This is a genomic window from Pseudomonas sp. MM213 (assembly GCF_020423045.1).
In the GTDB taxonomy this organism is placed as follows: domain Bacteria; phylum Pseudomonadota; class Gammaproteobacteria; order Pseudomonadales; family Pseudomonadaceae; genus Aquipseudomonas; species Aquipseudomonas migulae.
Genome location: NZ_CP081943.1, coordinates 1,822,598 through 1,848,691, shown reverse-complemented (window position 1 = coordinate 1,848,691; position 26,094 = coordinate 1,822,598). Strand labels below are relative to the sequence as shown.

The following is a 26,094-nucleotide window of genomic DNA, read 5'->3' as shown; positions in this document are numbered from 1 at the left end:
ACTTCGTTGGAGTGGGCGCCGGTCGGCGATGCATGATCGGCGTATTTCAGATATCTGTTGAGGGGCGTACCTCTGTTCTTTCAGGTATTGAATTTTGCCCATCTGGCCACTTCCCTGTTACAGCGAACACCGAGGTCGGTGTAAAGGGCATGGCCGCGATCTCTGCCAGGCGGATTGGCTTTACCGGAGGGCGGATGCGGATGCTGCCGATGTGTTTGGGACTGATGTTGAGGCTGTCCGACAACAGATGGGTGATCGTTGCATCACACAGTCGTCCTTGACACGGCCCCATACCACAGCGGGTCATCGTCTTGAGTTGATTCGGCCCGGTAGCCCCCAATTCGATCACCTGGCGTAGTGTGCCAGCGGTGACTTCCTCACATCGGCACACCAGTGTCGAGTCAATTGCAGGTATCAAGAATTGAGGCTCGGGCAAATACAGCGCGTTGATGAACCTGCGGCCTCGCCTATATTTTTTGAGCGAGATCTGTACTTGCCTCTGGCGTTGCTCAAATAAACAAGTATCTATGAGGCCCAAGTCCGCAAGGGCGTTCAATGCCACGGCCTGACCTTCCAGTTCTGCTACATGAGCACCTCCGATACCCGCCGCATCGCCAGCCACAAGGATGTCCCTGATGCTGCTGCGTCCCTGGGAATCAAGCTGTGGGGCAAAAGCTTTTTGGCTCTCGTTCCAGGACAATGCGCAACCCGCAGAGCGCGCCAAGTGTGTTTCAGGAATCACTCCCTGATGGAGCAAGAGACAGTCGGCGGCGATTTGATGTTGAACGCCGGAAGCGGTGTATTTAACGCTTTCGACTTTATCGCTCCCCGTTAGGGCAATCGCGGTCACGCCTTTAACGACACGTGTCTTCAGGCTCACCTTAGCGAGAAGGGCGAGGCCCTTCAGAGCGTAGGGGGAGCGGATGAAGCCACCCAGTCCGCGTAGTGCGTCCGGGCGTCGATGCAGGCCCGGCGCGGTATCAAGGATGGTGTCGATCTTCGTGCCCGCTTTTAGCAACTGCGCAGCCAGTTGATAGAGCAATGGCCCGCAGCCAGCCAGGACCAGTTGTCCTTGGGGAACCAACCCCGCGGTCTTGAGGGCAATCTGTGCTGCCCCCGAAGTCAACACCCCGGGTAAGGTCCAGCCCGGAACTGGCATGGGGCGTTCCATTGCATCCGTAGCGAGAATGACCCTGCGCGCCTCCACGAATCGCGCAACACCTGCGAGCGAGATGCCCACTTTCGCGAAAGGGTGGGCTGATGTCGTTTGTGCGCCCTCCAGGCACCAGACCCGCGTTCGCGGCGCATAATGCACAGCGGCGGCTTCGAAGGTGTCGGACAGCGTGCGACCGAGCCAAAAGTTCTTGCCCAGGTAGGGACGCGACTCCAGGCGATTGCGCGTGATCGCCCGGTAAATCTGGCCGCCTTGCGCAACGGCTTCGTCAACAATCCGCACACTCGCACCGCTCATGCAGGCTTGTGTCGCAGCGCTCATCCCTGCGGGACCGGATCAGCACCATCCAACACCACAGTGTTCAGGCTACTTCTTGCTAGCCCCCAGGCTATCGCTGCACCGCAGAGTCCGGCGCCAATTACTATTACGTCGTGATCTCGCACCTGCACGGCACTCCCCCGATGAGTTTCGTTGCCGACTGCATCAGCCTATGGCCTGAGTCACCAGAGCAAATTGGCTGACGCCGCCGATAGTTAAATTTATATCCCACCGGTGGTGACGCCTGACAAGAGGCTGAAGTTGATTCGGCAGATTCCCTAAATGACGGCGCCACAAGCCGTTGTTACTGCTCAATTGCGTTTCAATGTCGGCAGTAAATGCTTGGACTGTTTTGCGTTGGAATGCTTGGTGTCGGCAAGGATCAGGCGCTGTGACTTCCAGTGGGAAAATCAGCCCGGTCGCGATAAAAAAGTGCTCAAAAAAGCGCATTTATAGAAAAGGATGCCCACGCTTGGAGCGCTCCGCAAACTCTGCTGAGGGTGGCCCGTAAAACGGTGGTTTATGCCAGCAAGACTACACTTTTAACGATATATGAACGGTCTTGTGGTGTTGTAATAAATCCGTGATGCAGCGTTGCACTGATGCTTCCCGAGCGGTGTAACTGCTTGGCCCGTCATGCCCTTAACAATAATCCAGGACCGCACCCATGAGCTTTCTTCGACCCAAGTACATTACCTTCGACTGCTATGGCACGTTGACCAACTTCCAAATGGGCACCATGACGCGTGAGCTGTTCGCTGATCGCATCCCGCCCGCGCAGATGGACCAGTTTGTCTTGGATTTCTCCGCCTATCGTCTGGATCAGGTCATGGGCGACTGGCGGCCTTATGATGAAATTCTCAAGACCGCCCTGGCGCGTGTCTGCAAGCGTTGGGGTGTCGAATACCGCGACGAAGGTCAGCTGTATTACGACGCCGTGCCGACCTGGGGTCCGCACCCGGACGTACCGGCCGGGTTGTCGAAAATTGCGGACAAGATTCCGTTGGTGATCTTCTCCAATGCAATGGACGATCAGATCATGTCCAACGTCGACAAACTCGGCGCGCCGTTTCATAAGGTCTTCACCGCCCAGCAGGCGCAAGCTTACAAGCCGCGTCTGGCAGCCTTCGAGTACATGCTCGATAACCTCGGCTGCGGTCCGGAAGACATCCTGCATGTGTCGTCGAGTTTTCGTTACGACCTAATGCCGGCCCACGACATGAAGATCAAGAACAAGGCCTTTGTTGCCCGTGGTCATGAGCTGCCGGCCAATGCCGTTTATGGCTACCGGCAGATCCCTGATATCGGTGGGTTGGCCGGGTTGGTTGGTCTCTGATCCTCAACGGTCGATCTTCAAGGCTCAAGGGGTTGGACATGCATAGTGAATCTTACTGGCTCGATACCGCACCAGTGTTCCTCGGCACGCAAGAAGGCGCGCTGCCTGAGCAGGTGGATGTTGCCATTGTGGGCGGCGGTTTCACCGGGTTGTCGGCAGCCCGAGCATTGGCCTTGAAAGGGGCCAGCGTGGTGGTGCTGGAAGGTGGGCGAGTGATCGGCGAGGCCTCTGGGCGCAACGGTGGTCAGTGCAACACCGGCGTTGCCCAGGACTATGCCGCTCTGAGCGCAAGTCTTGGTGCCGATAAGGCCAGGGCTTACTACCAAGCCTATGAAAACGCTGTGCAGACCGTGGTTGCACTAGTCGAAGACGAGCAAATCGCCTGCGACCTCAAGCGTAACGGCAAGCTGAAGCTCGCCGCCAAGCCACTGCATTACGAAGGGCTGGCGCGGACCTGTGAATTGATTCGCCGGGAAGTCGACGCCGATGTCGAGTTGTTGACCGCCGAGCAGACCCGTGCGGAAGTCAATTCGTCGCAGTTCCACGGTGGCTTGCTGCAGCGCAACGGCGTGCAGATGCATGTCGGGAGTTTCGGCGTCGGGTTGGCCGAAGCCGCCGCCCGCTATGGTGCGTTGATCTACGAGAATACGGCGGTGAGCGACTGGCAAGCCAATGCCAACGGTTATCGGGTCAATACCACCAAAGGTTCGCTGCAGGCGGGACAGGTTCTGTTGGCGACTGGAGCCTGTCAGCACGGAGATCTGAGATGGTATCGGCGACGGATCGTGCCGGTGGGCAGTTTTGTGATTGCCACCGAAGTCCTTCCACCGTCACTGATCGAGCAGTTGTTGCCGGGCCGCCGCGCCTATGTCACCAGCCGCATGATCGGTAACTACTTCCGCCTGACCCCGGACAATCGCCTGCTGTTTGGCGGCCGTGCGCGGTTCGCCATGTCGGACAGCGTCAATGACGCCAAAAGCGGCAAAGTGCTGCAAGCGGCGATGGTGCAGATGTTTCCGCAGTTGGCCAACGTGAAGATCGACTACTGCTGGGGCGGACTGGTGGACATGACGTCCGACCGCTTGCCCCGGGCCGGCCAACACGGCGGGATTTATCACTCCATGGGCTACAGCGGCCATGGCGTGCAGATGTCGGTGCACATGGGCCAGGTCATGGCCGATGTCATGGCCGGCAACGTCGAAGCCAACCCTTGGCGCGAACTCGAATGGCCGGCGATTCCCGGGCATTTCGGCAAACCGTGGTTCCTGCCGTTCGTGGGCGCCTATTACCGCTTCCAGGATTATTTGCATTGAGTTGATGTTGTGGCGTCACCGTCGTTTGCGTTTCCAGACGCTCCGGATAACCAGGAGCACTCGAGCCTTCTCATTTTCGACAGGTACAACTGATATGACTGACAACAAGATCGACTCCCAACTGATCTCCGGCCAGGAAAGCCTGCGGGTATTCGAAGGCCTCAATCGCGGCATGTCGCGCCGTAACGCCTTGCAAATGCTCGGCCTGGCCGGTGTGGCTGCGGCGGGCGCGGGCAGCCTGTTCGGTGCCGCTGGCAAGCTCTTCGCCGAAGAAGCTGCAACCCCCGGCAAAGGCAAACCGGGTGGGCGGATTCGTGTCGCCGGCATGACCAGTTCCACCGCTGATACCCTGGATCCGGCCAAAGGTTCCTCGTCCACCGACTATACGCGCATTTACATGTTCTATAACGGCCTGACCCGTTTCGACAGCCATATGGTGCCGCAACTGGAGTTGGCCGAGCGCATCGATACCACCGATGCCACGCTCTGGGTGATCACCCTGCGCAAGGATGTGACCTTCCACAACGGAAAGGCGCTGACAGCCGCCGACGTGGTATTTTCTCTACTGCGGCACAAGGACCCAATCACCGGTTCCAAGGTCATGCCGCTGGCGGAGCAGTTCGCCGAGATCAAGGCCACTGGTACCAATGAAGTGCAGATTCGTCTCAGCGGCCCGAATGCCGAGCTGCCTTCGATTCTCGCGGTTTCGCATTTGATGATCGTTCCCGAAGGCACCACCGATTTCAACCTGGGCATTGGTACCGGGCCGTTCAAGGCCAAGGAGTTCAAACCCGGTGTTCGCTCGATTGCCGTGCGCAATACCGATTATTGGAAACCAGGTTTGCCTTATCTGGACGAGATCGAATTTATCGGCATTGCCGACGAGCCATCACGGATTAACGCCCTGTTATCGGGCGACGTGCAGATCATCAATGAGGTCAACCCGCGTTCGACGGTGCGTATCAAGGCCAGCGCCGGGCATCGGGTGGTGGCTGCGCCATCGGGCAACTACACCGACCTGATCATCCGCCAGGATCAGTTGCCCGGTAAAAGCCCGGAATTCACCCAGGCAATGAAATACTTGCTGGACCGTGAACAGGTCAAATCGGCGGTGTTCCGTGGCTTTGCCGTGGTCGGTAACGACCACCCGATTTCCCCAGGTTCGCGCTACTTCAACGCCGACTTGCCACAGCGGGTCTACGACCCGGAAAAAGCCAAATTCCTGCTCAAGAAGGCCGGCATGGAAAGCATCACCATGCCGCTGGTGGCATCGCCGGCCGCCACCGGTTCGGTGGACATTGCCGTGTTGTTGCAGCAGTCGGCCAAACAGGTCGGGCTCAAGCTCGACGTCAACCGCCTGCCGGCTGATGGCTACTGGTCCAACCACTGGGCGAAGCACCCGCTGAGTTTCGGCAACATCAACCCGCGGCCGAGCGCCGACGTGATGTTCTCGCAGTTCTTCCAGTCGAGCGCGCCCTGGAACGAGTCCGGCTGGAAGAACGACCAGTTTGACCAGTTGCTGGTGCTCGCTCGCGGTGAAACCGACGACGCCAAACGCAGCAAAATGTATGCGGACATGCAGACCCTGGTGCACGAGCACTGCGGTATCGGCGTTCCGGTGTTCATCAGCAACATCGATGGTGTCGACCAGCGGGTCAAAGGCTATGGCACCAATCCCCTGGGCGGTTTCATGGGGTACATGTTCTCCGAGCAGGTCTGGCTAGACGCTTGATGAAGTCGGGTTTTTGCGGCAGCGACATTGCATGAGGATTGGGTGATGAATAGCAACACACTGTGGTTGATCGGCCGGCGCCTGGGCGCGGCGATCGTGACCTTGTTGATTGTGTCCATGGTGGTTTTCGCCATCACGGCGGTGCTGCCGGGGGACGCGGCGCAACAGTCTCTGGGGCAGTTCGCCACGCCGGAACAGGTGGCAGCCTTGCGCCTGAAAATGGGGCTGGATCAGCCCGGTGTGTTGCGCTACCTGCGCTGGTTGATGAGCCTGCTCAGCGGTGACATGGGATTGTCGGTGTCCAACGCCATGCCGGTCAGCGAGTTGATGGCCGGACGGGTGCCCAACACTCTGATGCTGGCGGCTGCTACGGCGCTGGTGTCAGTGCCGGTGGCATTGATCCTGGGCATCGGTTCGGCCATGGGCCGGGGCGGGCGCATCGACAGTGTCCTGAGCTTTTTCACCTTGACCATGGTCGCCGTACCGGAGTTTCTGGTCGCTACCCTGGCGGTGCTGATTTTTGCGGTGAATCTGGGCTGGTTGTCGGCACTGTCCTATGCAAGTGAGATCACCTCGCCTTGGCAATTCATGCGTACCTACGCTTTGCCGGTGATGACACTGTGCTGCGTCATTGTCGCGCAAATGGCCCGCATGACCCGGGCGGCGGTGATCGATCAGCTCGACAGTCCCTACGTGGAAATGGCCCGGCTCAAAGGCGTGAGTCCGATGCGAATCGTGCTGCGCCATGCCTTGCCCAACGCGATCGGACCGATTGCCAATGCCATCGCCCTGAGCCTGTCGTACCTGCTGGGCGGGGTGGTGATCGTCGAGACGATCTTCAACTACCCCGGTATCGCCAGCCTGATGGTCGATGCGGTGACTAACCGTGACATGGCGCTGGTCCAGGCCTGCACCATGCTGTTTTGTACGGCGTATTTAACGTTGGTGCTGATTGCCGACCTGTGCGCGATTCTGTCCAATCCGAGGCTGAGAAATCAATGAATAATCTCACTGTGAAGTCGACGCCTGCTGCGCCCGATCGGGTGCTCGACAAGGTGTCCAGTGGGCGGTCCTTGCTGGGACTGGTCGGGGCTGCAATGTGTTTCCTGTGGTTGCTGGTGGCGATCTTCGGCCCGTGGCTGGCGCCGCACCCGGTGGGGGAGGTGATCTCTGACAGTGTCTTCGACAACCTGAGCGTGGCTTACCCGTTTGGCACCGATTACCTGGGCCGTGACATGCTCAGTCGAATTCTCATCGGGGCGCGATTTACCGTGGGCTTGGCGCTAGTCTCGGCGGTCCTCGCCAGTGGTCTTGGGACCCTCTGCGCCTTGCTGTCGGTGGTCGCACCGAAGTGGCTGGACGAGATGATCAGTCGCTTGATGGACGCCTTTATCTCGATTCCGAGCAAAATGCTGGCGCTGATCATGGTCTCGGCCTTCGGTTCCTCGGTGGTACTGCTGATCTGCACTGCAGTAATAAGCTACACCCCGGGCGCCTTCCGCGTCGCTCGCAGCATGGCGGTGAACATCGAAGCCCTGGAGTACGTGCAAGTGGCCCGTACCCGTGGCGAGCGCCGTTTGTACGTCGCTTGCATGGAAATCCTGCCGAACATGCTCAATCCCGTGTTGACCGATCTGGGCTTGCGTTTCGGTTACATCGTGCTGTTACTCAGTGGCATGAGCTTTCTAGGTCTGGGTGTGCAACCGCCAGATGCCGACCTCGGCTCGCTGGTTCGCGAAAACATTGGTGGCCTCAACCAGGGCGCGCCGGCCATCGTGATTCCGGCCTTGGCCATCGGCACCCTGACCATCGGTGTGAATCTGCTGATCGACCAGCTGGCGTCGCGACGCAGTCGACGTGCGGGAGGTCATTGAAATGAGTGATTTGATTCGAGTCGAGAACCTGCGCGTGGTCGCTTGTGGCGAGCGTGGCGAGGTGGAAATCGTCAAGGGCGTGAGTTTCTCCTTGGCCAAAGGTGAAGTGCTGGCGTTGATTGGCGAGTCTGGTTCCGGCAAGACCACCATCGCCCTGGCGTTGCTCGGTTATGCCCGGCGCGGTTGTCGACTGGCGGGCGGCGTGGTGCAAATCGGCGAGCACGACATGCTGGCGTTGAGCGAAGGCGAGCTTCAAGGCCTGCGGGGCAACCGGGTGTCGTATATCGCCCAGAGCGCCGCAGCGGCGTTCAATCCGGCGAAACGACTCATCGACCAAGTGGTGGAGGGCGCATTGATTCATGGTCTGGGCAGCCAGGCCGCGCTTGAGGCAAAGGCCATCGAGTTGTTCCGCGACCTGGCCCTGCCGGATCCCGATCGCATCGGCCAGCGCTACCCGCATCAGGTATCCGGCGGGCAACTGCAACGAGTGATGGCGGCCATGGCACTGATCAGCGATCCGCTGCTGGTGGTGCTCGACGAACCGACCACGGCACTCGATGTGACGACCCAGATCGACGTGCTGCGTGCCTTCAAACGGGTGGTACGTGAACGTGGCGCGACGGCAGTCTATGTATCCCACGATCTGGCCGTAGTGGCGCAGATGGCAGATCAGATCGTGGTGCTCAATGGTGGCGAAATCTTCGAACAGAGTGCCACGGCGCCATTGCTCAAAGGCCCGGCCCACGAATACACCCGCAGCTTGCTGGCGGCAGCACGGCCGGACACCACTATCCGTCCACCCTGCGGCATCGCTGAAGACACGCCTTTACTGACTATCCAGGGCTTGACCGCTGGTTACGGCAACAAGAACGCGCAAGGCATGCCGGCCATTCGCGTGCTGGAAGACATCGACCTGACGGTTCGCAGAGGCCAGGCCATTGGGGTGATCGGTGAGTCGGGTTCTGGCAAGTCGACCCTGGCGAGGGTGGTGGCCGGATTGTTGGCGCCGGCCCTCGGCGGGCTGACCTTCGATGGCCAGCCCTTGGGTGGCAGCCTGTCGTCGCGCACCGACGAGCAGTTCCGACGTATTCAAATGGTCTTCCAGAACGCCGACACCGCACTCAACCCGATGCACAGCGTCAGCACGATTCTGAGTCGTCCGCTGAAGATGTATTTCGGTCTTAAGGGTGCCGCGCTGCGAGAACGTATCGGCGAGCTGCTGGATCTGGTGCGTCTGCCGCGAACCATGGCCGAACGCCGCCCGAACGAACTGTCCGGCGGGCAAAAGCAGCGGGTCAACCTGGCCCGCGCCTTGGCGGCCAAGCCGGATCTGATTCTGTGCGACGAGGTGACCTCGGCGCTGGATACCGTGGTCGGTGCAGCAATCCTCGAACTATTGCGCGACCTGCGTCAGCAACTGGGGGTGTCCTATCTGTTCATCAGCCATGACATCTCCACGGTCCGGGCGCTGTGCGACGACATTGTGGTGATGTACAGCGGCCACAAGATCCAGGCCGGCACTCGTCAATCGTATGCCCAGGCACCGTTCCATCCCTACACCGACTTGTTGATCCATTCGGTGCCGGAGTTGCGTCAGGGCTGGCTGGAAAGCTGTGGCACAACGACCTGCGCCACGCTGCCGTCCATTGGTGCAAAAGCCAATGTGCCTGGGCTGTGCACGTTCCTCAATCGTTGCCCTGTGCGGGTCGATGGCCTGTGCAATTGTGTTCCGCCGGACCGTCGGATGATTGTGGGCGGCAGTGAAATCCTTTGCCATCACGACAGTGCCGAATTGCTGAAAACCCAGCAGGACTCCAACAGCATGACCATGGGAGCCTATGCATGAACGGGCGTTTCGTAAGACTGGCCGAGCAGGGCCGGCCCACTGTCAAACTGCAGGTGGACGGCGCACCCATCGAGGCGCTGCAGGGCGATACCCTGATGGTCGCGCTGCTGACCCAGGGCTCGGCGTTGCGCCAGTCGCGGGCATGAAACTCTTGGTGCAGCTGTACCGGGCGAAAATCCCGGTGTATCTGGGGATCAAACTTCAGCAAGTACTGGGTGATACCGCGAGCGGTGTCAGCGGCGTGCAGGTCAGCACCGGCAGCACGTCGATTGAACTGTTCTCCATCAACCGGTTCGCTTCTTCAGCCGAGCAACGGAGCAAGGCCTCATGAAAACCCGCGTACTGGACATTCTCAAGCGTTTGATGGCCTTTGACACCGTCTCTTCGGAGTCGAACATGGCCCTGATCGAGTACGTGCGCGATCTGCTGCTGACCAAGGGCATCGAGTCGTTGATCGTCAAGGATTCCACCGGTAAAAAAGCCAACCTGTTTGCTAGTACCGGTCCACGGGAAGTGCCGGGGATTTTGCTGTCCGGGCACACCGATGTGGTTCCCGCTGCGGGACAGGCCTGGACCTTCCCGGCGTTTCAGGCGACGGTGCAGGACGGGCGGATTTATGGCCGTGGCAGTTGCGATATGAAGGGCTTTGTCGCGCTGGCTATCGACGCCATGCTCGATGCCGCCGACCATTCATTGAACCGGCCATTGCAACTGGCGCTGTCCCACGATGAAGAAATCGGTTGCGTCGGTGTGCGCCGATTGCTCGACGTGCTGCACCTGGCGCCGGTGCGGCCGTTTTTGTGCGTGATCGGTGAGCCGACCAACATGCAGTTCGTGCTCGGCCACAAGGGCAAGGGCTCTTACCGCACTTACTGTCGCGGTCTGGAGGCGCATTCATCGCTGGCACCGCGTTCGGTCAATGCGATTCACGTGGCTTGCGATTTCATCGCGGCACTGCGTCAGAGCCAGCAGCAACTGCAAGAGCAGGGCGCTCAGGATGCCGATTACGACGTGCCCTACAGCACCGTGCATGTCGGGCAGATTGTCGGCGGCAAGGCGCTGAACATCGTGCCGAACCTGTGTACCCTGGATTTCGAAGTGCGCAACTTGCCGGCGGACGATCCGGATCAGTTTCTGGAGCAGGTGCGCGAGCGGGCTGAAGTGATCGTGCGTGAAGCCAAAAAGCTGTCCAGCGTGGCGGATATCGAAATCGAGACCCTGAACGTCTATCCGGGTCTCGACACCCACCCGAGCGTCGAAGCGGTGCGTTTTCTGAAAAACTTCGCCGCGCCGGATACCGGCACCGCCAAGGTTTCCTTCGGCACCGAGGGCGGGTTGTTCAAACAGCGCCTGGAGGTGCCAGTGGTGGTCTGTGGTCCAGGCTCGATAGAACAGGCACACAAACCTGACGAGTTTATCGAGATCAGCCAGATGGAAGCCGGTGAGTACTTTCTGCAAGGGTTGTTGGGCTCGATGCGGCTTTAGAGTTCCGTTTGCCTACGCCGAACACTTGCACATTACGCTTGTGTCTCGGTTATGGCAGGACGCCCGAGCTAGAGTTTCCCCCTTCAATGCAACCGACAGTGTGGGAAGTGCTGAGAAAGCCTTCTCGGGCTTGACTGCGCCTATTCAGAAAACCGCTAGCCACTCGCAACCCTTCCGGAGTTCCCCCATGAAAGTGCTTGAGCGCCTGACATTCGCGGGCAAGTTCGCCTTGCTCGGCTCGCTGGCCGTGACGCTGATCACCCTCCCGACCGGCCTCTACGTACTGGGCGCGTATCACAATAGCCGCCAGACCAATCAGGAGCTGCGGGGTATACGTCCGGTACAGGCATTGCTCGAGCTGATCCAGTTGACGCAGCAGCATCGCGACTTGGCGTCCGTCGTGCTGACCGGCAATCGGGACTTCAACAAAGCCCGTTCAGACAAACAGGCTGAAGTGGATCGCGCTGTCGAGGCAACCGAGCAGGTTTTGCAGGAGGCACAAATCGCCCCCAGCCTTCTGGCTGCCTGGCGACAGGCCCGGCAGCAATGGCAAGCGCTGGCCGGCCAGGTCGATCAGGCCGCCATCAAGGGCTCGCAAAGTCTGGACCGGCATAGCCAGTTGATCGCAGCCTATCTGCTGATCGAAGACGCCATGCTCGATCACTTCAAATTGTCCCTGGATCCAGTGTTAGAGACGTACTCGCTGATGGCGGGCGCCTTGATCGAGTTGCCGCAAACCACCGAGTTGTTGGGACAGTTGCGCAGTGCCGGTGGCCTGTATTTGGCGCAGGGCCAGATCTTGCCCGAACAACAAGGTGCCCTGCGTGGCCTGGCCACCCAGACACTGAGCAGCGTTGAAAAGACGGCGCGTGCCTTGAGCAAGGCGAGTGCTGCCGAACCGGAACTCAAGGCACTGCTGGAAGCGCCGCTAACGGCATCAGGTCCGCAGATCCAGCGAGCGCTTGAACTGAGCAACGCGAAGTTGGTATCGGCGATCGAGATGGACCTGAGTTTCGCACCCAGCGTTAACGCCGCAGGGAATAGCGAACCTGGCGATGCCCTGTACGCGCTTAAGCTGGAGTACCCGGTCGGCGACTATCTGACGGCATACAACAAACCGGTTGACGATTTGTACGCCCTTGGCCGTTCAGCGCTGACGGCACTCGACGAGGCACTGGTAAAACGCCGTGACAGCGACCGGCAACGCCTTGTCCTGATGTCCGCGGGTCTGTTGGCACTGTTGTTGGCCGGCGGCACGCTGGCGACATTGATCGTGCTGCGTCTGCTTGCACAGTTGGCCATGGCCATGGCCGCCGCCGAACGTATCGCCAAGGGCGATCTGACCCAACCACTGAATATCGTCGGCAGGGATGAAGCGGCGCGCCTGTTGCAGGCGCTCGAACGCATGCAAGTTAACCTGCGCAGTACGGTCACGCAGGTCTTGAGTTCTTCCGAGCGACTGGCCACGACGTCCGCTCAGTTGAGTGCAGTGACCGATGACGCCACCCGTGGTGTGCAACGCCAGAGCGCTGAACTGGACCAGGCGGCGACGGCGGTCACCGAAATGACGGGAGCGATCGAAGACGTGGCGCGTGATGCCGCCTGGGCTTCGAAGGTGACCCAGGCTGCAGACCAGCGCTCGCGCCAGGGGCAGGAGAGCGTCAGCCGTACGGTCGGCGCCATCGAATCGCTGACCGGGGATATCGAAGAGACCGCAGGTGCCCTGCAAACCCTGGCAGGCCAGATTGGGGATATCGGCTCGGTGCTGGATGTGATTCGCGGCATTGCCGAGCAGACGAATTTGCTCGCCTTGAATGCGGCGATCGAGGCGGCTCGGGCGGGCGAAAGCGGAAGGGGGTTCGCCGTGGTAGCCGACGAGGTCAGGGCCTTGGCGCAACGAACCCAGGAGTCGACCAAACAGATCGAGAGCATCATCGGCTCGGTGCAAAAAAGCAGTCACGGCACCCTGCGCGCCATGCAAAGCAGTAACGGTAAAACCCGGGAGACCCTGGAGGTCGCCCGTGCGGCAGGCGCGGCACTCGATGCCATCGTAGCTGACATCGCCCAGATCAATGAACGCAATCTGTGTATTGCCAGTGCCACCGAAGAGCAATCCCATGTGGCCCGTGAAGTGGACCGCAACCTGCTCAATATCCGTGACGTTTCCCAGCAGGCCTCGGCCGGCGCCAACCAGAGCCAGGCCTCCAGTCGGGAGCTCGCCGGCTTGGCCAGCGAGCTGAATGGCATGGTCAGGCACTTTGTCGTCTGAAGGTTCGCTGAATCCGACACCGGTGGGGCACGACGATAACCATCACCAACCAACAGTAGAGCCTGCCGTCGAATGCCGATTTTCAGCATTCGACGCTGCTGGGGCGGCGCTTTCAGCATCCTCGCCTGTGGCGACACCATAGACTGAAGGCTGTCTCGGAACAGGACTCGACCATGCTCAAGAATCGCCTGAAAGACCCCAGCCTGCTGGTAGAACTCGCTTACATCAACGGTCAGTGGATCAGCGCCGACAGCGCCGCCACCCTTGATGTTATCGACCCGGCCAGCGGCCAGTTGCTCGCCCGCGTACCCGCGATGCAAGGCAGCGAAACCCGACTTGCTATTGAAGCTGCCGAACGGGCCTGGCCGGCCTGGCGCGCACGCCCGGCGGCAGAACGGGCGGCGCTGCTGGAGCGCTGGTGTCAGGCGATGATCGATAACCTGGACGATCTCGCATTGATCATGACCTGCGAGCAAGGCAAGCCCCTCAACGAAGCCAAGGGCGAGATCCGCTATGGCGCCAGTTTCGTCAAATGGTTCGCCGAAGAAGCCCGCCGGATCTACGGCGAGACCATTCCGGCACCCAACGGCGACCGCCGTTTGCTCACGCTCAAACAGCCAGTCGGAGTCTGCGCGGCGATTACGCCATGGAACTTCCCCAATGCGATGATCACCCGTAAATGTGCACCGGCCCTGGCAGCCGGGTGCACGATCATTGTCAAACCCTCGGACCTGACACCGCTGTCGGCCCTGGCGCTGGCCGTACTCGCCGAACGGGTCGGTATTCCGGCCGGGGTGTTCAACGTCGTCACCGGCATGCCCCCCGGGATCGGCGAAGAACTGACCGGCAACCCGACGGTGCGCAAGATCTCCTTCACCGGTTCCACTGCTGTCGGTCGGCTGCTGATGCGCCAGAGCGCCGAGCACATCAAGCGCCTGAGCCTGGAACTGGGCGGCAATGCGCCGTTCATTGTGTTCGACGACGCTGATCTGGAACAGGCCGTGGCCGGCATCATGCTCAGCAAGTTCCGCAACGGCGGCCAGACCTGCGTCTGCGCCAACCGCATTCTGGTGCAAGACGGGATCTACGAGCGCTTCGCCCAGCGCCTGGTGGAAGAGGTGGGCAAACTCAAAGTCGGCAATGGCCTGGATGCCGACGTGAACATCGGCCCGCTGATCAATGCGGCGGCGGTGAGCAAGGTCGCTCGACATATCGACGATGCCTTGAGTCAGGGAGCCCGTCTGCTCTGTGGCGGCATCCCCGAGAGCGACAGCCAGTTCGTCCAGCCGACGGTGCTCGGTGAGGCCCATGCCGGGATGCTGCTGGCCAACGAAGAAACCTTCGGCCCGGTTGCACCGCTGATGCGCTTTACTACCGAGGAAGAAGCGCTGGCCCTGGCCAATGCAACGCCTTATGGCTTGGCTGCCTATTTCTTCACCCAGGACTTGCGCCGTTCATGGCGGTTCGGCGAGGCGCTGGAGTTCGGCATGATCGGTCTCAACACCGGGATCATTTCCATGGAAGTCGCCCCTTTCGGCGGTATCAAGCAATCGGGACTGGGCCGTGAAGGCAGCAAGTACGGCCTGGATGAATACCTTGAAGTCAAAGCCTTCCACATCGGCGGGCTGTGATCCGGTCACCCTTTGAACAGATAGTTGAGGAGCCACGATTGATGAGCAAACCATTCAGAATCGCCGCGATTGCCGGCGATGGCATCGGCAAGGAAGTCTTGCCGGAAGGGCTGCGGGTACTGGAGCAGGCCGCGGAAAAATGGCAGCTGGATTTGAGCATCGAAGTGCTCGACTGGGCTCACTGCGATTATTACCTGGAGCACGGGCAGATGATGCCCGCCGACTGGTTCGAACAGCTCAAGGGTTTCGACGCGATCTACTTTGGAGCCGTGGGCTGGCCGGACAAAGTGCCGGATCACATTTCCCTGTGGGGATCGCTGCTGAAGTTTCGCCGTGACTTCGACCAATACGTGAACATCCGTCCGGTACGGCTGTTTCCCGGTGTGCCGTGTCCGCTGGCCGGACGCGAAGCCGGGGACATCGATTTCGTGGTGATCCGCGAGAACACCGAGGGCGAGTATTCCTCGGTCGGCGGCAAGATGTTCGAAGGCACCGAGCATGAGTTCGTGCTGCAAGAGTCGGTGTTTACCCGGCGTGGCGTGGACCGGATTCTCAAGTTTGCCTTTGACCTGGCTCAGACCCGGCCGCGCAAACGCCTGACGGCGGCGACCAAGTCTAACGGCATTTCCATCAGCATGCCGTACTGGGACGAGCGCACTGCATTGATGGCTGCGAAGTACCCGGACGTCACTTGGGACAAGCATCACATCGACATTCTTTGCGCGCGCTTTGTGCTGCAGCCAGATCGTTTCGATGTGGTGGTGGCGTCGAATCTGTTCGGCGACATTCTGTCCGACCTGGGGCCTGCCTGCGCCGGTACCATCGGCATCGCGCCTTCGGCCAACCTCGACCCGGAGCGACGCTTCCCCTCGCTTTTCGAACCGGTCCATGGCTCGGCGCCGGATATCTATGGGCAGAACATCGCCAACCCGATTGCGATGATCTGGTCCGGTGCGTTGATGCTGGACTTCCTGGGCAATGGCGATGAGCGCTACCGGGCGGCCCATGACGGTATTCTCAAGGCCATCGAGCAGGTTATCTCCGAGGGACCGATCACCCCTGATCTGGGTGGGCAGGGTTCGACCCAAGATGTCGGCAAGGCAATCGCTGCGGCGCTTTGAGCTGAGGAACACCCGATCGGCTTCGCCGCTCTACTCATTCTTGTGTGTCACCCTTTAGCCCGTTCACACTGCGGGCTTTTTTTTGCGCGCAGGAATGGCACGTCGCGAGTTGATGACCTATATACAGCATCACGTCGAAGGTAGTCGTCATCGACCTGGTCGAAGAGCCTCTCCAGATCCATACCACTTTATGCCCTGAACACACCTAACGTTGGACCGCCAAACGGTATCCAGCACTTAAGTCTCGCGCAAAAGCCACAACTGTGTGTATAGATCATTGGATTGAGAATTGGCTGCAAGACCTGCAGCAGCGCTTATTGACTCAAATCGGCGATCGTTGGAACGCGTTCGCCGCTGGAAGGCTCGGGATGACCAAGCGTCGTACCGGACCGGGCGGCAGACGCCTGAAAGTGAGATGGATCTTTTCGAGTTTGTTGAGCAAGATGTTCGACGGCGAGGGCGATCCGAGCCTCGTGTCGAAGCCTCTAGCAGTGCGATATAGTCACGTGTCTTTAGCGTGTCGCCGACAACTACTCGACAACCTTGTATATCTCGGCCAGGTCGCACAAGTCCCAGTTTCCGCCCGTTAATACCACGCAAACCTTTTCATCCGGTTTAACGTTGATGGATCCGGCCAACAGAGCTCCTATACCAATTGAGGCGGCGGGCTCAGCTATCAATTTTGCGTCCCTGGCAAGAACACGCATACCTTCAATGATGTGCTCGTCCTCAACCAGAACGATCTCATCGACGTACCGCTCGATAATGGGATATGGATTCTGCCCCGGGACGCTTATTCTCAGCCCATCCGCAATGGTATTTTTCAACGGGAGCGAAGTACGCTCTTTGTTTATCCGGCTGTGATAATACTTTGGCGTCAAGGCGGGCTCTACGCCGATAACACGCACCGATGGCTTGGTTTCCTTGATAGCGGTTGCAATGCCTGAAATAAGACCCCCGCCACCCATTGGGATGATGACCGTATCCACATCCCGCAGATCCTCTAATATTTCGCAGCCTATGGTGCCCTGACCGGCCATCACCAGGGGGTCTTCAAAAGCATGAACAACTGCATACTTGTTTTCTGCAGCAATTTCGTACACTTTTTTCCATCTGGCAGCAGTGTCACCATCGAAAAGAATGACTTCTGCTCCGAGAGCTCTTGTGTTGTCAATCTTGATTTTCGGAGAGGTAATCGGTAACACCAATATCGCTTTCACACCCAGCATACGGGCAGCGTAAGCAAGCCCTTGGGCATGGTTGCCCGAAGAAGTGGCAATAATCCCGTTCGCTATCTCATCCCTGGACAATGAAAGTGTCTTGTTCAAAGCACCTCGAATTTTGAAAGCCCCTGTAATTTGCAATGTTTCAGGCTTCAGATAGAGCTGACAACCCACGGCACACTCTATTTTTTCTGCACGCAATAACGGTGTATGCCTAATATGAGGTTTCAGCCGTTCCTGGGCTTCTTTTATGTCCTGAATGGTAGGATGGTCGAGCATAACAATTACCTCTCTAAACATGGGCTTAACTTAAGTGGTGGGGCTTAAATGAACGCAAAAAAAGTCCCAATGTTATTTTCTAGCGCATTTCGATAGATTTTTTCGGAGGTCGTATTATCCTGTATGGCCATGCCCGTAGAATCGAAAATGGTAATTTCTTCATCATTTTCCCTTCCTGGCTTTGTGCCTAGCAGTATCTCGCCGATTTCTCCGTGAATATCGTCTTTGGTGATGATTTTCTCATTCAGCGGATGCCATGTTTCACCTTTTTCGGTGCATTGGGATATCGAGTCGTTGACTATTTTTGCATTTTTGAATATCGCTGGATCCAGTTCTTGCTTACCTTGTTGATCCGTGCCAATTGCAATAATGTGCGTGCCGGGCTTTACCCAGTCCGCTTCGACAAGCGAACCTTTTCCGCGAGTTGTAGTAATCAGGATATCAGCCTGCTCAACCGCTTCTTTTTTTGAGTTGGCCACGATCACAGGAATACCAAACTCACTTTCGATATCCATTTTATATCTGGCAAGCGCATCCGGGTTTCTGCTCCAGGCATGGATTTCTTCGATTTTCATCACTTCAGTGATTGCGCGGATTTGCATTCGCGCCTGGTTTCCGGTACCGATGGTTGTAATTTTTTTCGAGTTCTTTCTGGCCAGGACTTGTACCGAAACAGCCCCAGACGCTCCTGTTCTGAGGTTGGTAATCAAACTTCCGTCCATTACACACGTCAACGCACAACTCCTGGCATCAAACAGTAGAATAGTCCCCATGCCGTTAGGCACGCCGTGTGCTGTCGGATTATCGATGAACCCTCCTGAAGAGGCTTTCATGGATATCACTTCATTGGCTTTATAATAACCAAGCTTAAAATCGATTTCACCACGAGGCGAAGGGAGATGTATCCCTATATAATCGGGCTGCACCACCTGCCCACTGCTAAACGCTTTGTATGCCTCTCCCACCGCACCTATGACTTCCTTCATAGATATCAAACTGCCAACTTCTTGTTTTGTCAGTAAAAGTGTTTTCATTTACGTCAACTCGTTATGTTTTAAATCAGGGCACACGGTATATGCCCCTAATCGCGCCGGCGGGGAAATATGATTTTCCAGCATCAGCGCCTCTCTGATCGGGCGCCCATGTACAATTTTCGCATACCGTTTCCACTCCTTAGTGGGCGCAACTGTATTCAAGGCAGACTTGGCATGCTGATAGAGATCGCCAAGATCTAAAAAAATCAAGCAGGATCTCATCGTTATGTCCTGCGAATTTCCAGCTTACGTGCTTTCATTATGATACTGAGCGCCCAGCAGAAAACGCCGAATACTCTCCTAATACGCAATTTTCGATAATTTTCACCGCCATCAGCGATATCTAACGCTATAGAGTCCTGCAATGCCCCTAAGGCAGCCTTTCGCAAACTATGTCTTTTTATATTTTCCCGTCTGAATCGGGATCCGGTCTAGTTACCTGGGCCACCGATCCTGCGGGCGAACCGCCTGGGTACCCTTTACTATCTGCCGAACCAACGCTTGAGCTGACTACGCACCTCGGCCATTGTGAAGAGCCTGACGATCTGGTGTTTCACTCGCGGCAGCGGGCGGGTGCAGTCGACCCAGGCTCATTACGAAAAGTGCCTGCGCTCGATGATGTTTGGTTGAGAGCCTAGTGCAGGCTAGCACCGAACGTGCGATGGAAAAGACGCAAGATGTACGAGGACCTGGAGTGATATCTGGTGAGCGGCGGATTCGATTCTCGGCGGACCGTCATACGCAATGTCAGCCATTAGGGATAACCTTCAGTCCAATCAGCGCTTAGGGTTGAGCTCTTGGTTCGCTGAATGTTCCGTCATCCTCAGCATAAACTTCTGAACGCTCCCTCGAAAAAGCCCGATCCTGCTATTGCGCACCGCCAATACGACAGACCTCTTCGGGTGGAAATGCCTAATATAGAAACATCGCAACGGCATTGGCGACCGGCATGACTGCCGCAGCCTGTCCTGCCGCTCCGAATCTGCCGACATCGACATCCAACATCACAAGGCAGCGACATAGATCTAAGTTTCGATCGTCCCGATCTTGTGCGCACCGATCACTACATAGGCGCGCACTGGCACAGCTTTAAGGTGGCTTTGCAGCACTGGCTGCAAAGCCGTAAAACAATGAGTTTCAGGCCAGGAGAATAGAATGCCGGCTCCTTTGATATGCATGCAGTCCACACCGGAACTCCCGAAAAACGCCGATGTCGTCGTCATCGGCGGCGGCATCATTGGTGTATGCGCCGCCTATTACATGTCCCGTCAGGGTATGAACGTTGCCTTGGTAGAGAAGGGCCGTATAGGCGCCGAGCAATCCAGCCGCAATTGGGGCTGGTGCCGCCAGCAGAACCGCAGCGAGCGCGAACTGCCGTTGTCGACCAAAAGTCTCGCGCTCTGGGAAGAGATCACCGCCGACCTCGGCGAAGACCTCGGTTTCCGCCGCTGCGGATTGTTCTATCTCTCGGATAACCAAGCAGAATTGGACGGATGGGCGAAATGGCGCGACTTCGCGCTCACCCAGGGGGTTACAACCCATATGCTGAGCAGCGCCGAAGCCACGCAACGCGGCGCGGCAACCGGCAAGCCTTGGTTGGGAGGAGTGTTTTCGCCGTCCGATGGCATCGCCGATCCGGCGCGGGCGGCACCACTGATCGCCAAGGGCGTGCTCAAACATGGCGGCTCGGTACACCAGTTCTGCGCAGCCCGCGGTATCGAGACCGAGGCGGGCCGGGTGTCGGGCGTCATTACCGAAAAAGGCGTGATTAAGACCCGGCAAGTTGTGATGGCCGGCGGTGCCTGGGCCTCGTCCTTCTGTTCACAGCTCGACATTCGCTTTCCGCAAGCGTCGGTGCGATCTTCCATTCTTTCGGTCATGCCGGGGGCCCAGGGACTTCCCGATGCACTTCATACAAGTGAGGTAAGCGTCACGCGTCGTGGGGATGGCGGCTATACGCTGGCGATTTCCGGGCTGGCCAGTGTGGATCCGACGCCGCAGCAACTTCGATTCTCGTCGTATTTTCTGCCGATGTTCGCCAAACGCTGGAAAATGCTTTCACCCGGTGGTTTGCAGGGTTGGCAGTACGGACACGAAACGTGCCGCAAATGGGCGCTCGATCGGCCTACACCAATGGAACGTGTCCGCATCCTCGACCCTCGCCCGTCGGAGGGGGTCCTGAAGGAAACCCTTGCCCGTGCGCGCCGCCTACTGCCCGCCTTGGGCAGCGTGCCCATTCAGGCCGGTTGGGCAGGCTATATCGACTGCACCCCTGACGGTGTGCCGGTCATCGACGAAGCGGAGAATCTGCCCGGCTTCATTCTGGCCGCTGGTTTCTCGGGCCACGGCTTCGGTATCGGCCCTGGCGCCGGGCGCTTGATTGCCGAACTGGCTCAGGGCCTGACGCCGTTTGTGGACCATACCCAGTTCACCCTTGCCCGCCTCAACAAAGGGGCTTGGGGCAAAGTCTCGGATTTCTGACAGTCGTCCTTCGCTGATTTGGCGGGAGCCTTGCTCCCGTGCTCTTTCCATATTCAGTATCAGCTATTGAACCAGTGCTCCACTCGCGAACAGCTCGACAGCTCAAACGATCGACCGCCTGTCAGACTTTCACGGGCAGACATATCGAGCGCGAGTCCTTACAGGGCTATGTGATCGGAGTTCAGTCCGCGGAAGTGGTAGACCCCGTTACCTGCAGTCGCAGGTTAAGATTAGCGCGGTGCATAATTGAGCTTGCCCCTACAAAATCGGATATTAACTCCCCGTTAAATTGATGCAACTGCCAAGCGGTCTGAACTCTCTCGGTGGACGGTAATTCAAGGCACTGTGCGGATGCAGCCCGTTGTAGTGCTCGAAGACAATTGCCAGGTTACATAGCGCCGTTACTCGATCCGGCCTGGGTATGTACATCAAGTAATTCCGCTTGATCGTCTTTACGAAACTCTCAGCCATGCCGTTGCTCTGCGGGCTCCGCACCGGTGCGGTCACCGGTTGGAAGCCAATTTGCGGAGCAAACAGGCGCGTCTGTTCGGCAGTGTAAGCCGAGCCGTTATCGCTTATCCATTGCACTAGCGTGACAGGCAACTTGATCACCAAAGCGCTTCTCTACGCTTCCCAGCATCAAGTCGCGGACTTCATCGCCTGTACCCGGTCGGGCTCGCAACCCACCCGGTGGCTTCGCGGTCACCGCAGTGCAGGGCGAAGGTCATGTTCAGTTTGGCGCCGTCCTCGCAGCGAAATTCAAACCGGTCCGATCACCAACGCGTATTGCTGGTTTCCACCGCAATACGGCCTTCGTGCTGACGCGGCATGTCGGACTGTTTTATCTCATTCAATGAAAATCTGACGCGTACTGGCGGCATAATTTATTCGGCCATTGGTGGGGGATTATTCGTAACTTACAACGGTCTCGGCTGACTTCTGCACGTTGGTCCTATCGCCTCGCGACGCTCTGTAGCGCAGTGGCAAGCGTGCAGATCTCTCAGGGTAATTCGCGCGACCTTCCTGCTTAGGCCTGTCGATTACCCTAACAAGCCCAATTTCATGCAGCGTCTAGATAAGGTCCTGGTGGAATTGGAATAATATGGTGGCAACATCAAACGCCTTGGCAAAAAGTTACGATTTGGTTAACCCTTTGTACTCCCTGGGTGATGACATCCAGACCGGCAGGACTTTACGTGTCCTTGGGCTCCACGGTGACTGGCTTATCGTTGCTTATGGTTTTGCGGAACCCCTTGATTGTTTCACCAATATCCCCCCCAGTCCTTTTAGGCGCCTGGTTCCAAACAGCATGAGCACGATCAACAGAATGATCAGAAGTTTCCCGGTGCTGAAGCCACCTAATCCCATTTTCAATAATCCGTAGTGGGTGATTGACAGTATCGTGGAGATTTTCTCGCATGCTCACCCGCAATCCCTGTCGCTCGAATCCTTGCGCAATGGCTTGGACCATCGAAAGTGCACGCATGATGCCGGCAGTCGAAACGCCATCTGCCGGAACTCACGGAGTTCGCGTTACTTGACGACGTAAAACTTGCGCACGTAAACGCTACTCTTCCAGGCGCATGGGGTACCTCGGGGCACGAATACCGTATCACCGGGGTTGACCGTCAAATCGCTCCCGTCCGCAACCTGGAGTGTGACGCTACCTTCGAGCAGATGCATCAGTTCATGCAGCTTGTGCGGCCTTGCCCTGCGAGTATAGGGAGTCGAATCCCATACACCGATGAGCAGATGGGTCTCTTCCTCAACAAACAAATTGTGCGAGCGACATTGTGGGGTTGGGCTTAGCAAAATCTCTGCATCCGGAGGATTAGAGGAAGAGAGTAGCGTTAACTGGGGGAGCGCAGTGAGCCCAGGATTGCGCTCTTCAACGAGCTGGGTATCCGCGCAGAATGCCCAGAGAGAGTCGGGTTGCGCCTCGACTAGGAGCGAAGTGCCTCGGGCGATAACTGCACTGTCACCGGGATTTAGTTGGAGTGTACGATCCTGGCTGCGTAGGGTGACTTGTCCCGCGTGAACCACGATCATTTCGCTGTAGGGATATTCATCGACGCTGAATTGTCCGCCCGCCTGAACCACTCCGGCAGCAATGTCATCTGGTCCGACATAAGCAATGTGTCTGTCGAAAGGATCGTCGGCCCCCAACGATCCGGAGGTAAATTTTGTTGAAACGGGACTGCCGTCGGCGTGTGCCAACAGAACTGCATAGGGCTCTAGCATGAAAGTGTTTCTCCAGGAAATGCATCGTGTAGCGTTGGATGTAACTGTGGGGTTTGTCAGCCGATAGCCTGAGTCACTAGCGCAAATTGGCGCACTACACCGATAGCCTGCGGCGGGGTACCACGAGCCATTTGTGCGACCGTGTCGACCTGCTTCAGTCCGGCCTCTTCCAGCCAAGGGGCCAGTCCGCTGTCGGACGGTATATCCATGCGCACGAAGGCGTTCGGCACTTGGGCCAACAACAGTGCGATCAAGAGCTTGGCCTGCTCTGGATTTTCCGCGATGACCGGGCCGATGCAGCGACCACGGCCGAAGGGACGCAGCATGGCGAAGGCGCGTAGCTGACCATCGCGCTCGATACCGACCGAGTGTTCGACAATATCGAACAGATCATTTAGTACGGCGTGTCTGTTCAGGCCGCTGCCGGCGTTGGCCAGTTCGATTTGGTTTTTTCGATCGGCTTCGGTCAGCGGGCGGCAGTGCTCACCGGCTGGCAGGTCATTGGGTGCAGGGGGCAGTGCGTTGCCCTGATGTTGTTGGATATGTCCAAAGTCAACGAATCCCTGGCTGGCATAAAGTGGGACACCGGCTAGCGTCGCATTGAGCAAGGCGGTACGCGAACCGCAAGCCTCAAGTGCCAGCTCCATCAACTTGCGACCTATACCCTGGCCCTGATACTCATCACTGACGATGACCAGACCGATGGTGGCGTAAAGTCCCTGCGGACAGGTGAACGCGGTACCGATCAGACGGCCTTCGTCTTCCACAACAAAACCGTGCGCGATGCGCTGCAACATGGCCCATTCTTCCAGGCGGTGGGCCCACTTCAACTTCACGGACAAGGCGTGGGCCGATGGCACATCGGCCGAGGTCATGGGGCGATAGATATAGACAGAGCGTTGCGAGATGGACATGGCAGGTCTCCATTGACAGGGAGCTTGATCGGTCGGATTTCTCCGCTGAAAGTATTTGTATCTCACCTGCGGCGACGCCTGACAAGAGCCTCCAATTGATTCGGCAGATTCCGTAAGAGACAGCTCTGCGGGCCACAGGTACTGCTCAAATGAGAAGCAGGATCGGCAGCAAATACCGGGTCGGTTTCAGGCGGCAGGCCAAAACAAAAGACACTTCTGATGGGGAGTTTGCAAAAAAAGGCGCGCGGATGGGCGTCTCAAGTCTTAGAGAACGAGGAGCAAGCCTTCAAGAAAACAGGCCGGTCCACGAGCAACACCGGCCAGGAACAACCGTTATAGAATGCTCAGTAGGTACTCGATGATCAGGCGGACCTCGTCGATATCGCTCTCGAACGAGGTCGCACGGTGGATGGCCTGGCGCAGTCGGAAGGACAAGTCCTTGGCGGTTCCTTCCTGGATCACGTATTTTGCTTCCAGGTCACGCTCCCACTCCTTCTGGTCGTCACCCACCTTGTTGACGTAGGCACCGTTTGGATGGGCCTTGGTTCCATCGATTTGATCACCTTTGACATAGGGGGCCATGAAGCTCAACCCCGGTATGCCGAACGTAGCCAGATTCAGGTCATAACGAGCCTGGATGGAACGCTCGTTGGGGGCGTTGAAGTCGGAGTACTGAATCGAGTTGGCGAGCCAGACTGAGTCCACGCCGATGTAGTCGAAATACTCGTCGCCAGCGATCTTCTGATAAGCCAGGGTGAACTTGTGGGCATCGAAGGAATAGGCCACCTTCGCCGACCAGCTCGTGGTGTCCAGTTTACCGGCACGCGCTTCGCCTTGGTCTTGGGTCTTATAGGCCGTCAAGCCAAAACTCAACGACTGCTGATCAGTCAGAGGAATCGTATAGGAGGCACTACCGAAGTGCTGACGCCAGACATTGACGGCCTTACTGGTGTACGCCTTCACACTGAGCTTTTCGCTAATTTTATAAGTGCCACCGATGAAGTCGACGCTGTCCTCTTCGGTGCCCCCGAAAGTGGTGAGCAGCATGTCGTCGGAGTTGGTCAAATTGCGGTTGTTGAAGGCAGTGAAGTGGCCGGCTTCGAGGGATAGGTCATCGATCTTGTTGCTGGACAGTTGGAAGCCGGTAGATGTTTCCGGCAGCAAGCGGTTGTTACCGGTGGCGAATCCGGAGCGGTGGGGCGTTGTTCGTCGTACTTCAGCACGGTGGAGGAAATGCGCATCTTCACTGCGCTGCCGATCTCGCCGTAGCTATCTGGCACGTTGGCTTCGGTGGTGCGATTGTTGTTGATGGGAAGCAGGCCGTTGTTGACCCGGCCGCGGCCAGTATCCAGCTTGACTCCACCATAGGCGAAGGCATCGGTGCCGAAACCGATGGTGCCCTGGGTGAAACCGGAAGTGAAGTTGAGCGCCCCTTGCGCCCACTCCTCCCGATAGCCGTTGCGCTCGCTGGCCGGCTTGGAGCCGTTGATACCTTGGCTATTGCTGCCGCCATCGGCAGCTCAGGTGAACCACTACGAAGCAAATCCGGGAGAATTTTGTCGATCACCGTATTGCGGCGGACTTGATCTGCCTAGCCAGGCTGTACACAGCGGTGGCTATGTCGCAGCTACGGCGAGGCCTGACAATGGGCTGTAGTCAATTCGGTAGATTGCATAAGTTGCGGCTTCATGGGCCGCAGTTACTGTTAAATCAGGGGGCAAGGTCAGTAGCAATTAACGGGTTATTTTCCGGGAAAGAGGTGCGCGCAGAAACAGCAAAATGAGATGAACATCAGGTCTGTTGTATAACGCCAGATTTGCCTC

Annotated in this window: 19 protein-coding genes and 4 pseudogenes; 13 read left to right on the top strand and 10 right to left on the bottom strand. The window is 57.9% G+C overall.

Annotated features, from left to right (window positions below; genetic code table 11):
- Positions 1-46 precede the first annotated feature (46 nt).
- Both K5R88_RS08305 and K5R88_RS30780 read right to left on the bottom strand, forming a co-directional pair.
- On the bottom strand, positions 47-1,495 hold the full coding sequence (locus K5R88_RS08305; RefSeq protein WP_226299687.1) for an FAD/NAD(P)-dependent oxidoreductase: 1,449 nt from the start codon (positions 1,493-1,495) through the stop codon (positions 47-49).
- Positions 1,492-1,617 carry an FAD-dependent oxidoreductase gene (locus K5R88_RS30780; protein ID WP_329959897.1) on the bottom strand — a complete coding sequence of 42 codons (126 nt, stop codon included), beginning with the start codon at positions 1,615-1,617 and terminating at the stop codon, positions 1,492-1,494. Before K5R88_RS30780 ends, K5R88_RS08305 begins: the two co-directional genes overlap by 4 nt.
- A 542-nt stretch (positions 1,618-2,159) precedes the next feature.
- On the opposite strand from K5R88_RS30780, the gene K5R88_RS08300 reads away from it, so the two are divergent.
- From K5R88_RS08300 to K5R88_RS08245, 12 genes and pseudogenes are all read left to right on the top strand, one after another.
- On the top strand, positions 2,160-2,828 hold the full coding sequence (locus tag K5R88_RS08300; protein WP_226299686.1) for a haloacid dehalogenase type II: 669 nt from the start codon (positions 2,160-2,162) through the stop codon (positions 2,826-2,828).
- A gap of 38 nt (positions 2,829-2,866) precedes the next feature.
- The gene (locus K5R88_RS08295; RefSeq protein ID WP_226299685.1) at positions 2,867-4,141 is read left to right on the top strand and encodes an NAD(P)/FAD-dependent oxidoreductase; all 1,275 of its coding nucleotides are present in this window, start codon (positions 2,867-2,869) and stop codon (positions 4,139-4,141) included.
- A 94-nt stretch (positions 4,142-4,235) separates the two neighbouring features.
- Positions 4,236-5,873 carry an ABC transporter substrate-binding protein gene (locus K5R88_RS08290; protein WP_226299684.1) on the top strand — a complete coding sequence of 546 codons (1,638 nt, stop codon included), beginning with the start codon at positions 4,236-4,238 and terminating at the stop codon, positions 5,871-5,873.
- A gap of 45 nt (positions 5,874-5,918) precedes the next feature.
- Positions 5,919-6,875, top strand: coding sequence for an ABC transporter permease (locus tag K5R88_RS08285; protein WP_226299683.1), 957 nt, complete (start codon positions 5,919-5,921; stop codon positions 6,873-6,875).
- On the top strand, positions 6,872-7,747 hold the full coding sequence (locus tag K5R88_RS08280; protein WP_226299682.1) for an ABC transporter permease: 876 nt from the start codon (positions 6,872-6,874) through the stop codon (positions 7,745-7,747). The genes K5R88_RS08285 and K5R88_RS08280 overlap by 4 nt, the downstream gene beginning before the upstream one ends.
- Before the next feature lies 1 nt (position 7,748).
- A complete protein-coding gene (locus K5R88_RS08275) occupies positions 7,749-9,593 on the top strand; it encodes an ABC transporter ATP-binding protein (RefSeq protein WP_226299681.1) in 1,845 nt (614 codons plus the stop codon).
- Positions 9,590-9,730, top strand: a pseudogene (locus tag K5R88_RS08270) (2Fe-2S iron-sulfur cluster-binding protein); the annotation flags it as partial. The gene K5R88_RS08275 and the pseudogene K5R88_RS08270, both read left to right, overlap by 4 nt.
- Positions 9,697-9,849: pseudogene (locus K5R88_RS30860) on the top strand (FAD/NAD(P)-binding oxidoreductase); the annotation flags it as partial. The pseudogenes K5R88_RS08270 and K5R88_RS30860, both read left to right, overlap by 34 nt.
- 71 nt (positions 9,850-9,920) lie before the next feature.
- A complete protein-coding gene (argE, locus tag K5R88_RS08260) occupies positions 9,921-11,078 on the top strand; it encodes an acetylornithine deacetylase (RefSeq protein WP_226299679.1) in 1,158 nt (385 codons plus the stop codon).
- Between the two features lie 187 nt (positions 11,079-11,265).
- Complete coding sequence (locus tag K5R88_RS08255) at positions 11,266-13,347, top strand: methyl-accepting chemotaxis protein (RefSeq protein WP_226299678.1); 2,082 nt, start codon at positions 11,266-11,268, stop codon at positions 13,345-13,347.
- 173 nt (positions 13,348-13,520) lie between these two features.
- Positions 13,521-14,978 carry an NAD-dependent succinate-semialdehyde dehydrogenase gene (locus K5R88_RS08250; protein WP_226299677.1) on the top strand — a complete coding sequence of 486 codons (1,458 nt, stop codon included), beginning with the start codon at positions 13,521-13,523 and terminating at the stop codon, positions 14,976-14,978.
- A gap of 41 nt (positions 14,979-15,019) precedes the next feature.
- Positions 15,020-16,099, top strand: coding sequence for a tartrate dehydrogenase (locus tag K5R88_RS08245; RefSeq protein ID WP_226299676.1), 1,080 nt, complete (start codon positions 15,020-15,022; stop codon positions 16,097-16,099).
- 530 nt (positions 16,100-16,629) lie between these two features.
- Here the strand turns inward: K5R88_RS08245 and K5R88_RS08240 are convergent.
- Positions 16,630-17,601, bottom strand: a complete 972-nt coding sequence (locus tag K5R88_RS08240; RefSeq protein WP_226299675.1) for a threonine/serine dehydratase — start codon at positions 17,599-17,601, stop codon at positions 16,630-16,632.
- A 44-nt stretch (positions 17,602-17,645) separates the two neighbouring features.
- Positions 17,646-18,635, bottom strand: coding sequence for an ornithine cyclodeaminase family protein (locus K5R88_RS08235; protein WP_226299674.1), 990 nt, complete (start codon positions 18,633-18,635; stop codon positions 17,646-17,648).
- 1,155 nt (positions 18,636-19,790) lie between these two features.
- Here K5R88_RS08235 and K5R88_RS08230 point away from each other — a divergent pair.
- Entirely contained in the window at positions 19,791-21,116 is a 1,326-nt protein-coding gene (locus tag K5R88_RS08230) for an NAD(P)/FAD-dependent oxidoreductase (RefSeq protein ID WP_226299673.1), read from the top strand.
- A gap of 273 nt (positions 21,117-21,389) precedes the next feature.
- On the opposite strand, the pseudogene K5R88_RS08225 reads toward K5R88_RS08230, so the two are convergent.
- From K5R88_RS08225 to K5R88_RS30730, 6 genes and pseudogenes are all read right to left on the bottom strand, one after another.
- Positions 21,390-21,940: pseudogene (locus K5R88_RS08225) on the bottom strand (integrase core domain-containing protein); the annotation flags it as partial.
- Between the two features lie 368 nt (positions 21,941-22,308).
- Positions 22,309-22,484: pseudogene (gene tatA, locus K5R88_RS08220) on the bottom strand (twin-arginine translocase TatA/TatE family subunit).
- A gap of 165 nt (positions 22,485-22,649) precedes the next feature.
- Positions 22,650-23,357 carry a cupin domain-containing protein gene (locus K5R88_RS08215; RefSeq protein ID WP_226299672.1) on the bottom strand — a complete coding sequence of 236 codons (708 nt, stop codon included), beginning with the start codon at positions 23,355-23,357 and terminating at the stop codon, positions 22,650-22,652.
- A gap of 56 nt (positions 23,358-23,413) precedes the next feature.
- Positions 23,414-24,271: a GNAT family N-acetyltransferase gene (locus tag K5R88_RS08210; RefSeq protein WP_226299671.1), complete on the bottom strand. Its 858-nt coding sequence runs from the start codon at positions 24,269-24,271 to the stop codon at positions 23,414-23,416.
- A 333-nt stretch (positions 24,272-24,604) separates the two neighbouring features.
- Entirely contained in the window at positions 24,605-25,435 is an 831-nt protein-coding gene (locus K5R88_RS08205) for an OprD family outer membrane porin (protein ID WP_268945187.1), read from the bottom strand.
- Positions 25,333-25,761: an OprD family outer membrane porin gene (locus K5R88_RS30730; RefSeq protein ID WP_268945228.1), complete on the bottom strand. Its 429-nt coding sequence runs from the start codon at positions 25,759-25,761 to the stop codon at positions 25,333-25,335. Before K5R88_RS30730 ends, K5R88_RS08205 begins: the two co-directional genes overlap by 103 nt.
- Positions 25,762-26,094: the final 333 nt, after the last annotated feature.

Excerpts from the sequence above, each read along its gene's own strand:
- K5R88_RS08305 (WP_226299687.1), bottom strand. The coding sequence starts at position 1,495 with ATGAGCGCTGCGACACAAGCCTGCATGAGCGGTGCGAGTGTGCGGATT.
- K5R88_RS08300 (WP_226299686.1), top strand. The coding sequence starts at position 2,160 with ATGAGCTTTCTTCGACCCAAGTACATTACCTTCGACTGCTATGGCACG.
- K5R88_RS08295 (WP_226299685.1), top strand. The coding sequence starts at position 2,867 with ATGCATAGTGAATCTTACTGGCTCGATACCGCACCAGTGTTCCTCGGC.
- K5R88_RS08290 (WP_226299684.1), top strand. The coding sequence starts at position 4,236 with ATGACTGACAACAAGATCGACTCCCAACTGATCTCCGGCCAGGAAAGC.
- K5R88_RS08285 (WP_226299683.1), top strand. The coding sequence starts at position 5,919 with ATGAATAGCAACACACTGTGGTTGATCGGCCGGCGCCTGGGCGCGGCG.
- K5R88_RS08280 (WP_226299682.1), top strand. The coding sequence starts at position 6,872 with ATGAATAATCTCACTGTGAAGTCGACGCCTGCTGCGCCCGATCGGGTG.
- K5R88_RS08275 (WP_226299681.1), top strand. The coding sequence starts at position 7,749 with ATGAGTGATTTGATTCGAGTCGAGAACCTGCGCGTGGTCGCTTGTGGC.
- argE (WP_226299679.1), top strand. The coding sequence starts at position 9,921 with ATGAAAACCCGCGTACTGGACATTCTCAAGCGTTTGATGGCCTTTGAC.
- K5R88_RS08255 (WP_226299678.1), top strand. The coding sequence starts at position 11,266 with ATGAAAGTGCTTGAGCGCCTGACATTCGCGGGCAAGTTCGCCTTGCTC.
- K5R88_RS08250 (WP_226299677.1), top strand. The coding sequence starts at position 13,521 with ATGCTCAAGAATCGCCTGAAAGACCCCAGCCTGCTGGTAGAACTCGCT.
- K5R88_RS08245 (WP_226299676.1), top strand. The coding sequence starts at position 15,020 with ATGAGCAAACCATTCAGAATCGCCGCGATTGCCGGCGATGGCATCGGC.
- K5R88_RS08240 (WP_226299675.1), bottom strand. The coding sequence starts at position 17,601 with ATGCTCGACCATCCTACCATTCAGGACATAAAAGAAGCCCAGGAACGG.
- K5R88_RS08235 (WP_226299674.1), bottom strand. The coding sequence starts at position 18,635 with ATGAAAACACTTTTACTGACAAAACAAGAAGTTGGCAGTTTGATATCT.
- K5R88_RS08230 (WP_226299673.1), top strand. The coding sequence starts at position 19,791 with ATGCCGGCTCCTTTGATATGCATGCAGTCCACACCGGAACTCCCGAAA.
- K5R88_RS08215 (WP_226299672.1), bottom strand. The coding sequence starts at position 23,357 with ATGCTAGAGCCCTATGCAGTTCTGTTGGCACACGCCGACGGCAGTCCC.
- K5R88_RS08210 (WP_226299671.1), bottom strand. The coding sequence starts at position 24,271 with ATGTCCATCTCGCAACGCTCTGTCTATATCTATCGCCCCATGACCTCG.